This window comes from Aromatoleum toluclasticum ATCC 700605, from assembly GCF_000378245.1.
Taxonomy (GTDB): domain Bacteria; phylum Pseudomonadota; class Gammaproteobacteria; order Burkholderiales; family Rhodocyclaceae; genus Aromatoleum; species Aromatoleum toluclasticum.
Genome location: NZ_KB899497.1, coordinates 211,929 through 223,587, shown reverse-complemented (window position 1 = coordinate 223,587; position 11,659 = coordinate 211,929). Strand labels below are relative to the sequence as shown.

Sequence of the window (11,659 nt, the reverse complement as noted above, 5' to 3'; positions counted from 1 at the left end):
CCGAATTCAGCCGCCGGCGATGGGTGGCCAGATGGCCAGTTCATCGCCGTCCGCGAGCGGCCGCGAGGCGCGCTGGGCGGGCGGGATGAAGTGGCCATTGACGAGCACGAGATGCGCGCTGCGCTCGGGGACGTTGAAGCGCACGATCAGCTCCGAGATGGTCGTCCCCTCGCCGACTTCCAGTTCGATGCGGTTGCCCTTGCGGTCGGACGGGAGGTGATCGGTGAGGGAGGCGAAGAGCTTGAAGCCGATCTTCATGGGCGCATCCACTCCGGCATCAGCGCGCGAGCGCCATCGGTTGCTGGGAACGGGCGACGTAGGCCTCGACGAACTGCAACGGGTTGGCGAGCAGGCGGTCCTTCCACGCGCCGAGTTTCACCTGGCCGTGGATCAGGCCGCGCAGCGCGCCAACATGCTGGGTGAGGCCGATGGAGGTCGCACCGATCATCACGTCGTCCTTGAACTGCAGGCTGAGGTAGCGGTAGCCGTTCTCGTCGACGTGTTCGACGCCCTTGCCCCCCGCTTCGCTCCCCTCGCCCCACCACTGGCCGAAGGACGCCGAGATCAGGCCCAGCGTGTCGAGCACGTTGATCGCAAGCACGCCATTGAGCTTCGTGTGGCGGCCGGCCATGTTGAGCGCGGCCACACGGGCCTGGTCGGCGGCGTTGGGCTGGATCGCGGCGACGAGATGGGCGCCGGTGAAGAGGTCGGGCGCCTCGGCGACGTCGCCCGCGGCGAAGATGCCGGGAACGGTGGTTTCGAGCGTTTCGTCGACGAGCACGCCCTTGGCGACATGGACGGGAGTGGAGTCGAGGAAGGCGACGTTGGGCGCGACGCCGGCCGCGACGATCACGAGGTCGCACGGCAGGACATCGCCGGTCGACAGGGTCACATCCACGACGCCTTCGGCACTGCTGCGATCGATGCGCTGCACGCCGGCATTGGTGACGACGCGGATGCCCTTGTGCTCGACCCAGCGCTTGATCATGCCGCCGGCCTTGGGCGTCATCATGCGCGGCACCATGCGGTCGCCCATTTCGACGACGGTGAGCTGCACGCCGCGCGCGGCGAGCGCCTGCATGATGATGCAGCCGATGAAGCCGGCGCCGAGCTGCAGCACGCGCGAGCCGGGCCTGGCGAGCCGGGCGATGGCGCGGGCGTCTTCGAGCGTCCAGCAGGTCTGCACTTCGGGGAGGTCGACGCCGGGGATGGGCGGGCGCACCGGATGCGAGCCGGTGGCGATGAGGAGACGGTCGTAGTCCTCGAAATGGCCGTCCTGGAACAGGATGCGGCGCTTGTCGGTATCGAGCGACACGGCACGCGCGCGCAGTTCGCCGATGTTGAGGCGGCGGAAGTGCTCGGGCGCCTTGCGCAGCCAAGTGCCCGACTCGTCGATGTTCTCTTCGAGCAGGTAGGGAATGGCCATGCGCGAATACGGCGGGGCGTTCTCGCTGCCGACCATCAGGATCTCGTCGGCGGGCGCGGCACGGCGCAGCGTTTCGGCCGCGACGACGCCGGCGGGGCCGTTGCCGAGTATCACGTGTTTCATCGGTTCGTCCTCGATTGGGCGATGAGGCACCCTTCCCGGCAGCGGGCCGCCGGGAAGGGCTCACACGCTCGACAGGCGAGCGTCAGGCGATGCTCAGAGTCCGAGTCGCGCCAGGGTTTCCGCAGTCGGCACGCCATCGGGCGTCCAGCCGCGCACCTTGTAGTACTCGGGCAGCATCTTGTCGAGACCGTTCACCAGGCCCTTGGCCGGGCCGGTCTTGGCCGGTTCGGTGAGCAGGCGCGGCGGCAGGTTGTCGTCCTTGCTGGTGAAGCCGGCCGCGTTGTTGAACTGGCGCTCGAGGTTCCAGATGCGCTCGCCGACGGCGTTGAGCTTCTCCATCGTCCATTCCTCGCCGCAGGCCGCCGCGAGTTGCGGCTGCACGTCGGCGAGCGTCCACGCGAAGGACGTGAATACGCAGATGCCGGCGGCGTCGAACACCGCGGTGGCGTCCTGGAAGGCCTTCACGAGTTCGGCCTTGCCTTCGGTGACGAGCGGATCGGTCTTGACCGGGATGCCCAGCACTTCGGACGCGACCGTGTAGCCGCGCAGGTGGCAGGCGCCACGGTTGGAGGTCGCGTATGCGAGGCCCATGCCCTGGATGCCGCGCGAGTCGTAGGCGGGGAATTCCTGCTTCTTGACGCTCATCGACAGTTCGGGGTGGCCGTACCTGGCGCACATGCGCGCCGAGCCCTCGCCGATTTCCTTGCCGAAGCCTTCGCCGTTCGCGGTCATTTCCGCGAGCTTCGCGAGCGCCTCGGCCGAGCCGAACGGGGTATCGAGGCCCATCTGCTCCTTCGTCAGCACGCCCATCTCGTACAGTTCCATCGCCGCACCGACGGTGGCGCCGAAGGAGATCGGGTCCATGCCCTGCTCGTTGCACAGCAGGTTCGCGTACTGCAGCGCTTCCAGATCGCCGACGCCGTTGGCCGCACCCAGCGCCCACGCGGCTTCATATTCCAGGCCACCCGACGCGCCCCAGTATTTCGGGTTGTTCTTGACGGTGAAGTGATTCTTGTCGATCTGCGAGATGCGTCCGCAGGCGATCGTGCAGCCGAAACAGGCGGCGTTGGTGACGAGATGGCTCTTGCCGTCGCTCGGGCGCTTCTCGTGCATGGCCTCCGCGGAGATCTTCGAGGCGTCCTCGAACTGCACGTCGCGGTGGTTGCGCGTGGGCAGCGCGCCGATCTCGTTGATGACGTTCATCAGCACCTGGGTGCCGAACTTCGGCAGGCCCTGGCCGGTGACGGCGTTGTCCGCGAGCACCTTCTTCGCGTCGGTCGTCGCCTTGAGGAAGGCGGGGAAGTCCTTGATGCCGGAGACGCCCTTGGTGCCGCGGATCGCGACCGCCTTCAGGTTCTTCGAGCCCATCACGGCACCGACGCCGGAGCGCCCGGCCGCACGGTGCAGGTCATTGATGACGACCGCGAACAGCACCTGGTTCTCGCCCGCCTTGCCGATCGAGGAGACGCGGATCAGCGGATCCTGGTGGTCGGCCTTGATCTGTTCCTCGGTGTGCCAGCAGCTGGTGCCCCACAGGTGGGAAGCGTCGCGCAGTTCGGCCTTGTCGTTCTCGATGAAGAGGTAGACGGGCTTGGGCGACTTGCCTTCGAAGATGATCATGTCCCAGCCGGCGAACTTCATCTCAGCGCCGAAGAAGCCGCCGGAGTTCGAACAGGCGATCGCGCCGGTGAGCGGGCCCTTGCAGGTCACCGTGTAGCGGCCGCCGGTGGAGGCCATCGTGCCGGTGAGCGGGCCGGTCGCCATGATGAGCTTGTTCTCGGGCGACAGCGGGTCGACCTTGGGGTCGATCTCGGAAACCAGGTACTTGGCCGAGAGGCCGCGCGATCCGAGGTATTCGTTGGCCCACTCCATGTTGAGGGGCTCTTCCTTGCACGTGCCCTGGGTGAGGTTCACCCGCAGGAGCTTGCGATTCCATGCCATGGTATTCCTCTCCTATCAGGCTGCCGACGCGGGGGTGTTGGCCTTGGCAGCCCAGGCCTGCATGCGGGCGAGGCCCGTCCAGTTGGCGTCGATGTAGGTGATCGCGCCGGTTGGACAGGCTTTGGCACAGGCGGGGTCGCCTTCGCACAGGTCGCATTTCTGGACCTTGCCGGTGGCCTGGTTGTAATTGACCGTGCCGAACGGACAGGCGATCGTGCACACCTTGCAGCCGACGCAGGTGTCCTCGAACACCATCTTGGCGCCGGTCGTCAGGTCGAGCCGGATCGCATCGACCGGACAGGAGTGCATGCACCACGCCTCGGTGCACTGAGTACAGGTGTAGGGCACCTTGCGCCCTTCGTGCTCGAAGTTGAAGACCTTGATCAGCGAGTTGCTGGGATTGATGACGCCGGTGTGTTCGTACGAGCAGGCCATCTCGCATTGCAGGCAGCCGGTACACTTCGCGGGGTCAATGTAGAGGGATTTCCACATCGATGTACTCCTCCGTCGGTTGATTCGCTTCGGGACACAACAGACCACTTTAGGCAAATACCATGCCCGTGACAATGTTTATCGCATAGACAGGGCGGTCAGCTCATACGGCCGAGTTTGCGATAGAGAGTGTTCCGACTGACGCCGAGGCGACGCGCGGCGGCCGAGACATTGCCGCCCACCTCACGCATGACCGTCGCAATCGCTTCAAGTTCGATTTCGTCCAGGCTGCGCGCACCGATTGCCGCCGCCGGCGCGGACGTCGCGACGGCGGCGACGGGCATACCCGGCATCGGGGCGGCCGGCGCAAAGGCTTCGCCGCAGTCCTCGCCATCGATGCCGAAGAGCTCCTCGGGCAGATGGATCGAGGCGATCTCGTGCTCGTTGTCGTCGAGCAGCGCGACGGCGACGCGGATGACGTTCTGGAGCTGGCGGACGTTGCCCGGCCACGGGTAGCGTTCGAAGAAGCCCATGACCTCTTCGCTGATGCCGATCGGCTCGCTCCGACGGTCGGCCGATTCGATCTCGAGCAGGTTCGACACGATGTGGCGGACGTCGGTGCGTTCGCGCAGCGGCGGCAAGGTGACGGTGAGGCTGTTGACGCGGTAGTAGAGGTCTTCGCGGAACAGGCCCTGCTTCACCGCGTCGCGCAGCACGCGGTGGGTCGCGCAGACGAGGGAGATGTCGACCGGGATCGACTTCATCGAGCCGATCGGGGTGACGCTGCGTTCCTGCAGCACGCGCAGCAGGCGCGCCTGCATGCCGAGAGGCATGTCGCCGATCTCGTCGAGGAACAGCGTGCCGCCGTGGGCCTGCTGCAGCTTGCCGACCGCGCCCTCGCGCCGCGCGCCGGTGAAGGCGCCGCCGACGTAGCCGAAGAGTTCCGATTCGATAAGGTTTTCGGGAATCGCCGCACAGTTGAGCGCGACGAAGGGGCCGTCGCAACGCACGCCGCTGTTGTGGAAAGCGCGCGCGAAGAGTTCCTTGCCGACACCAGACTCGCCCTGGATCAGCAGCGGGATGTCCTTGCCCTGGACGCGGCGCGCGCGGTCGAGCGCGAGCTGCAGGCGGGCGTCGCCGGTCGCGAGGCAGTCGAGCGTGATGCGGTGCTTCGATCCATCGGCCGCCTTCGCTGCAGCCTTCGCCGCTTGCGGTGCGGCGTCCTGCAACCTGGGTGCAGGGACTTCGGGGCGTGTGCGCCGGTGGCCACGCACCTGCACGTAGACGGCATCGCCGCGGCGCATTTCGAGGAGCAGCAGATCGTCCGGCGCGTTGGCCGCGCGGTCGAGCACCTGGCCGAAGCCGGCGCGGAAGAGCATACCGAAGGACGGCGCATCGGCGAGCCCGGCCGTCAGCCCCAGCCATTCGCGCGCGACCGGGTTGGCGCCGACGATGCGGCCGTCGGCATCGACCGCGAGCAGCGCTTCCTGCAGGCTGCCGACGTATTCGGGGCGCGGGTGGAAGGCGATGCGGATCTCCTTCGCGAACTCCGCCTCGAAGAGACGTTTCTCCAGCAGTTGCACGGAGAGGCGCACGAGGCCCAGCGTATGGCGCTGGTTGTTGCGCGAGTCGCCCGAGATGTCGAGCACGCCGGCGATGCGTCCCTGTGCGTTGAACACCGGCGCGGCACTGCAGGTCAAAAAGCCATTGCGTTCCAGGTAGTGTTCGGCGCCATGGATTTCGACCGGCGCAGCTTCCAGGATCGCGGTGCCGATCGCGTTGGTGCCACGGAACGATTCATCCCACGACGCGCCCGGCTGGAGAGCGACGCGATGCGCGCGGCCGACGAAGTCCGGGTCGCCGAGGCAGTGCAGGATCATGCCCTGCGTGTCGGCGAGGATGACCATGCTGCCGGAGGCGCGGATCTGCTCGAACACGTGTTCCATGATCCCGCCCGCGTGCTCCAGCAGACGGGCACTGCGGTCGCGCGCGTCCGAGAGCTGGGCGCGGCCGGCCGGGTCGATGAGGTAGGCATCGAGGTGGTCGAGCCCGCCGTTGCGGCAGCGCTGCCAGGAACGCAGCACAGGAGGGGCAAGCCCTGCCTCAGGCGTCTGGCCAAGCTCGAAGAAAAATCGTCGCGCGTCCGAAACGGTGTTCTCGCGGCGATCCCGCAATTGCGGCAATACAGCCATCTTCTCCTCCTCTCCTGCGCGTCACTTTTGGGACTATTTTTTTGTTTGTCCCTTGTGTCAGAAAGTAGCACCTGCACCAGGTCGAAGCAATCGGTCATCGGACCCGGCAACAACAGAGGAGCAAGTTTCCTGCCAACAGCTTTCAGGCGCCTTACCGGGGAAACACCCGGATTTGCGGCAGTTCGGCCAACGTGGCACAGGGCTTGCGAAGGACTGTGCAGATCCGGCACCCCGGGCGTCGTCAATCAGAGATGAGGAATCACAAGGTGGACAAGCACAACGACAAGGAGACATTGACCCGCAAACTGCGCACCGCGGCCCTCGCCGCCGGCCTTGCGCTCGGAGCGGGACTGGCCCACGCACATGGCGACGTGACGCCGCAAGCGGTGGACGTATCGACCCTGCCGAAGCTCGGCGAGGAATGGCGCGAGGTCAATCCGTTTCGGGACAACACGGAGGCGATCCGCATCGGCGATTCGGCCTTCAACCAGAACTGCGCGCGCTGCCACGGCCTGGGCGCGGTCTCGGGCGGCATCGCGCCTGACCTGCGCAAGCTCGACATCGCGCCGGAAACGGACGAGTATTTCCTGCAGCGCATCCGCCACGGCGTGAGCCGCAACGGCGCGGTATATATGCCGCCGTTCGAGGGCATGCTGTCGCAGGAGGCGATGTGGGCAATCAAGGCCTGGCTGGAGACCGTACGTGAAAAATGAACGACGCGCATTCCTGATCGCGGCGGGCGCCATGCTGGCCGGCGCCCTGCTCCCGGCCCACGCGGCGGCGCAGCCGGAAGTGCAGCAGGCGGGCACCCTGCGGGTGGCCGTGTATTCCGACTACGCGCCCTTTTCGGCGCGCGGCAAGGGCATAGAGGTGGCCCTCGCGCAATCCCTGGCCGAGCGCCTGGGCATGCGCGCGGAGATCGTCGAATTCCCGCCCGACGAGAACATGAGCGACGACCTGCGCAACATGGTGTGGAAAGGGCACTACCTCGGCCGGCGCCCGGCCGACGTGATGCTGCATGTGCCCGTGGATGCGCAATTCGCCGCACAGAACGACAAGGTGACGATCTTCGGCCCCTATCACCTGGAGACGATGGCGCTCGCGCGCAATCCGGCGCGCGTGCCGGCCGCAACCGGGTCGGCGGCGGTCGCCTTCGAGGCATTCACGCGCGAAAAGGTCGGCGTGGAAGTCGACACGCACGCCAGCGACTTCATGCTGAACGTGCTGAACGGGCGCCTGCGCGGCAACGTCGTCCATTTCCGCAGCATTGCCGAAGCCGCCGCAGCCATGGTGAAGGGCGAAGTCAGCGCCGTGATGGCCCCGCGCAGCCAGCTGGAAGCGGCATTGAAGGAAAACAGGCAGTTCGAGATCGACGCGCTGAACATGCCCGAAATGCGCGTAAAGGGCTGGCCGCTCGGCATGGCCGTGAAGGCCGACAGCAAGGAGCTGGCAGCGGCGCTGTCGGAGGCGTTGGCGGAACTGCAGCGTTCGGGCGAGCTGGGACGGATCTTCTCGGCCTACGGCGTCACGCACAAGGTTCCTTGAACGGCTTTCGGGGCACGCGGTGCCCCGAAAAAATGCCGGATGTTCGTCAAAACCCATGCACGGTTTTGCAGAACGTCCGGCTTATTTTTGCCCCTGCTGTTCCGTTTTGGAGCAACTGCTCCACGGCGTGACAGGAACAGCTCAGGCGGGCTTGCCCCCTGCCCGCCTCAACATCCCGCGCTGCGGATCGTAGCCGCGCACGGCGAGCGTGAAGAAGACCGCGAGGCAGCCGACGACGATCGCGAGCGAGCTCGCGGCGAGCTGGCCGTAAAGCGCGAAGCGGATCGCCTCGACGGCGTGGGTGAAAGGGTTCCACTGCGCGACCGCATGCACGATTGCCGCCCCCGACTCCTCCAGCTTCCAAAGCGGATAGAGCGCGGGCGAGACGAAGAACATCGGGAAGATCACGAAGTTCATCGTGCCGGCGAAGTTCTCCAGCTGGCGCACCTGCACGGACAGCAGCAGACCCAGCGCGCCGAGCATCATGCCGGCGAGCACGATCACCGGCAGTGCCGTGAGCCAGCCCATCCACGGCACTTCGACGCCGAAGAGCCAGGCGATCACGAGAAAGACGTAGGCCTGCAGCACCGACAGCAGGGTGCCGGCGAGGAGCTTGGCGAAGAGCAGATACCAGCGCGGAAGCGGCGCCGTGAGCAGCAGGCGCATCATCCCCATTTCGCGGTCGTACACCATCGCGAGCGAGGACTGCATGCCGTTGAAGAGCAGCACCATGCCCAGGAGCCCCGGCACGATGTAGACCTGGTACGGGATATAGGTGTCGTAGGGCGGAATGATCGACACGCCGAAGACGTTCTGGAAGCCCGCCGCGAAGACGACGAGCCACAGCAGCGGGCGCACCAGCGCCGAGGCGAAGCGCCCGCCCTGGCGCACGAACTTGGCGATCTCGCGGCCGGTGATGGCCTGCAGCGCGAACCATGCGTGGGAGAGTCTCATGGGCCGGTCTTTCCGTTCAGAACGCGCAGCGGCTGTCGCGCTGGTCGAAGCCGAGGGTGTCCATGTTGTTGGTCGGATGCAGGAAGCCCGCGATCGGCGCGCGCTCGATGACCGCGTTGTGGGTCGCGAGCAGGACGGGCTGACGCAGCTGGTTGTCCCAGGGACGGAAGCCGAGGCGGTTGCCCTTGAAGCCGTCGAGCGCGATCTCCTCGCCCTTGAGGTATTTCGCGACCGTGGCGAAGGGGGCGTTCTGCGTGCGCACGACCGCCTCGACGACGGCCTTCACGGCCATCCACGCGGCCCAGTCGGGGTCGGCCATCTTGCGTCCGGCGTGTTTTTCGAGGCGACTGTTCAGTTGTGGCGCACCGTGGCGCTCCCACGCCCACGACCAGGCGGCCGCCACCAGCCCCTCCGAGCCGACGACCGGGCGCGGGCGCACCGTGCGGTAGGGGACGCTGCGCGCGAACTCGCCGTCGCTGTCGGCGACGAAGACGGCGTCGTAGTCGGAGCCGGCGGTGAGCAGTGCGACGTTGCCCTGATCGCGCTGGCGCGGGTCGTTGCTGAGCACGAAGGGGCGGCGTTCGACGAGTTTGAGGCCGAAGCGTTTCGCGGCGCGGTCGAAGGCTTCCGCGAGAAGTCGATCCTCGGGGCGCGGGCCTTCGAGCATCAGCACGTTGCGCCACTTCCTTGACACGAGGTACTGGGCGAGCGCGTCCATGCGCATTGCGTCGTTCGGCAGCGTGTGCAGGAGGTTGGGCTGGCACTGCGCCTGGCGCAGCGCATCGTCCGGCGCGGAAACGTTGAAGAGCAGGAGTTCCCTGCCGCGCACGGCCTTGGCGACTTCGGCGACGACCGCGCCGGGGGCGTCGAGGAGAAAGTAGCGCACGCCCGCCTTGTTGAGTTTGTCGATCGACGCGACGAGCGCCTTGGCGTCGGCGCCCGCGACGCGTTCGAGTGCGAACTCGGCACCGACCGCCTGGCCGACGAAGCGCGCCTCGCGCAGCGCGACTTCGGCGCCGGCGAAGGGACGGCCCAGGGGCTGGGCGAGGCCGCGGAAGGCCAGGCGCGTCTCGTCGTAGCGCGCGTCCGTGTCGAGTTCGAGGTGGGCGATGCGCACGCTGGTCGCGGCGCTGGCAGCGGCGGCGAAACCGAACGCGGCGAGGAGCGCAGCCAGTGCGCCGAGGGTGCTTCGCAGGAGATGTTTCAGACGCATCGGCCCGGCCCTCAGTCGTCGATCACGACGGTGTGCGGCACACGCCCGACCGGCACCGAGCGCAGCACCTTGCGGCTCTTCGTGTCGACAATGGAGATGTCGTCGGAGAGGCCGTTGGCGACGAAGAGCAGGCTCGCGTCGCGGTTGAGGCTCGCGCCCCAGGCGCGGTTGCCCACCAGCACGTAGTCCTGCACCTTGCGGCTGGCGACGTCCACCACCGCGACGTGGTTGGCGCGCCCGAGCGTGACGTAGGCGGTCTTGCCGTCGGCGCTCATCGCGATGCCGACCGGGGTGACGTCGTCGGCGCGGAAGCCCTTGGGCGTGAAGGCGATCGTGGCCTTGATGGCACTCGTGGCACCGTCGAGCACGGTGACCTTGCCGCCCAGTTCGCTCGTGACCCACACTTCGGCGCCGTCCGGCGTCATCGCGAAGCGGCGCGGGCGGTTGGCGACGACGACGTTGGCGAGGATCTTGTGCGTCGCGGTGTCGATCACGTGCACCATGTTGGCGACCTCGGACGTCGCATACACGCGCTTGCCGTCGGGCGACAGGCGCACGCCTTCGGGTTCCTCGCCGACCTCGATGCGCGCGACCGGCTTCTTCGTCGCGACGTCGATCACCGACACCTGCGCGTCCTCCTCGTTCGAGACGTAGAGCCGCTTGCCGTCGGGCGAGAGATCGAACATCTCCGGGTCTTCGCCGACCGGGATGCTGTGCGTCACCTTGAGCTGGGCGATGTCGATGACGTCGATACGGTCGGCCTTGCTGGCGATCACGTAGAGCTGGCTGCGGTCGGGCGACAGGCGCATGTCGCGCGGACGCTGGCCGGTGGGGATGGTCTTGACGACCTGCCAGCTCTTGCTGTCGAGCACGGTCACGGCGTGGTCGTTCTCGCTGCTGACGAACACGTAGCCGGTGCCCTTGGCGACGGCGGCGGTGGCAGCGAGCGCGAGGACGCAGGCGGCGAGGAGGCGAATTGGGGCGTTCAAGCGGGTCTCCTGTCGGGGTCGGATTTCCGGGTCTGTTTTTGTTGGTTGAAAGGCGTTCAGTCGCTGCGCTCACTGCCGCCGGTCATCTGCAGGAAGGCGTCAGCAAGCGTCGCCGTACCGGCCCGCTCGGCGAGTTCCTGCGGGCGGCCCTCGGCGAGGATCTGCCCGCGGTGCAGCACGATGACGCGGTCGGCCGCTTCGGCCTCGTCCACGAGGTGGGTGGCCCACAGCACGGCGACACCGCGCGCACGCAGCGCGAGCACCTCGTCGAGGAGCTGACGGCGCGAGGCAGGGTCGAGGCCGACGGTGGCTTCGTCCATCAGCAGCACCGCGGGTTCGTGCACCAGCGCGCGGGCGAGTTCGACCTTGCGCCGGTTACCGCCGGAGAGTTCGCGCACCGGATCCCTGGCGCGCTCGGTGAGGCCCAGTCGGGCGAGCGCATCGGCGACGCGGTCGCGCGCGCGGGCGCCACCCAGGCCATGCAGCGCGGCGTGGAAGCTGAGATTCGCGGCGACACCAAGGTCGAGGTCCAGCGTGCTCTGCTGGAACACGACGCCCAGGTGCGCGAGCGCGGCGACCGGGGCCTTGCGGATGTCGTGGCCGCACACGGCGAGCCGTCCGGAGTCGGCGTTGAAAAGGCCGGTGAGAAGTTGGAACAGCGTGCTCTTGCCCGCGCCGTTGGGCCCGAGCAGCGCGACGAACTCGCCGCGCCGCACGGCCAGCGTGACGCCACGCAGCGCTTCGCGCGCGCCATAGGCCTTGCGCACATCGGCGAGATCAAGCGCGGCGCCCTCCTTCGCCGCGGCGGCACCGGTGGGAATCGCTTCTGGGGAAGGGTTCATGC

General features: G+C 67.4%; 11 protein-coding genes. 2 read left to right on the top strand and 9 right to left on the bottom strand.

Annotated elements, in window-relative coordinates; all coding sequences use genetic code 11:
* Positions 1-6: 6 nt before the first annotated feature.
* From thiS to F464_RS0113900, 5 genes are all read right to left on the bottom strand, one after another.
* The gene (gene thiS, locus F464_RS0113920; RefSeq protein WP_018990437.1) at positions 7-258 is read right to left on the bottom strand and encodes a sulfur carrier protein ThiS; all 252 of its coding nucleotides are present in this window, start codon (positions 256-258) and stop codon (positions 7-9) included.
* A gap of 19 nt (positions 259-277) precedes the next feature.
* Positions 278-1,549, bottom strand: a complete 1,272-nt coding sequence (locus tag F464_RS0113915; RefSeq protein ID WP_018990436.1) for an NAD(P)/FAD-dependent oxidoreductase — start codon at positions 1,547-1,549, stop codon at positions 278-280.
* Between the two features lie 93 nt (positions 1,550-1,642).
* A complete protein-coding gene (locus tag F464_RS0113910; RefSeq protein WP_018990435.1) occupies positions 1,643-3,490 on the bottom strand; it encodes an aldehyde ferredoxin oxidoreductase family protein in 1,848 nt (615 codons plus the stop codon).
* 15 nt (positions 3,491-3,505) lie between these two features.
* Positions 3,506-3,982, bottom strand: a complete 477-nt coding sequence (locus F464_RS0113905) for a 4Fe-4S dicluster domain-containing protein (protein ID WP_018990434.1) — start codon at positions 3,980-3,982, stop codon at positions 3,506-3,508.
* 98 nt (positions 3,983-4,080) lie between these two features.
* Positions 4,081-6,114, bottom strand: coding sequence for a sigma-54-dependent Fis family transcriptional regulator (locus tag F464_RS0113900; RefSeq protein ID WP_026295993.1), 2,034 nt, complete (start codon positions 6,112-6,114; stop codon positions 4,081-4,083).
* A 251-nt stretch (positions 6,115-6,365) separates the two neighbouring features.
* Between F464_RS0113900 and pedF the strand changes: the two genes are divergently transcribed.
* Together pedF and F464_RS0113890 are read left to right on the top strand one after the other, a co-directional pair.
* Complete coding sequence (pedF, locus tag F464_RS0113895) at positions 6,366-6,827, top strand: cytochrome c-550 PedF (RefSeq protein WP_040395108.1); 462 nt, start codon at positions 6,366-6,368, stop codon at positions 6,825-6,827.
* A complete protein-coding gene (locus tag F464_RS0113890; protein ID WP_018990431.1) occupies positions 6,817-7,659 on the top strand; it encodes a substrate-binding periplasmic protein in 843 nt (280 codons plus the stop codon). The genes pedF and F464_RS0113890 overlap by 11 nt, the downstream gene beginning before the upstream one ends.
* Positions 7,660-7,800: 141 nt before the next feature.
* Here F464_RS0113890 and F464_RS0113885 read toward each other — a convergent pair whose 3' ends face one another.
* From F464_RS0113885 to F464_RS0113870, 4 genes are read right to left on the bottom strand one after another with little or no spacing between them, the layout of a single operon-like run.
* Positions 7,801-8,613, bottom strand: coding sequence for an ABC transporter permease (locus tag F464_RS0113885; protein ID WP_018990430.1), 813 nt, complete (start codon positions 8,611-8,613; stop codon positions 7,801-7,803).
* A 16-nt stretch (positions 8,614-8,629) separates the two neighbouring features.
* Positions 8,630-9,826 (bottom strand): ABC transporter substrate-binding protein, encoded by a 1,197-nt coding sequence (locus F464_RS0113880; RefSeq protein WP_018990429.1) that lies wholly within the window; start codon positions 9,824-9,826, stop codon positions 8,630-8,632.
* A gap of 11 nt (positions 9,827-9,837) precedes the next feature.
* Positions 9,838-10,815 (bottom strand): PQQ-dependent catabolism-associated beta-propeller protein, encoded by a 978-nt coding sequence (locus F464_RS0113875; RefSeq protein ID WP_018990428.1) that lies wholly within the window; start codon positions 10,813-10,815, stop codon positions 9,838-9,840.
* A 56-nt stretch (positions 10,816-10,871) separates the two neighbouring features.
* On the bottom strand, positions 10,872-11,657 hold the full coding sequence (locus tag F464_RS0113870; protein WP_018990427.1) for an ABC transporter ATP-binding protein: 786 nt from the start codon (positions 11,655-11,657) through the stop codon (positions 10,872-10,874).
* Positions 11,658-11,659 lie beyond the last annotated feature (2 nt).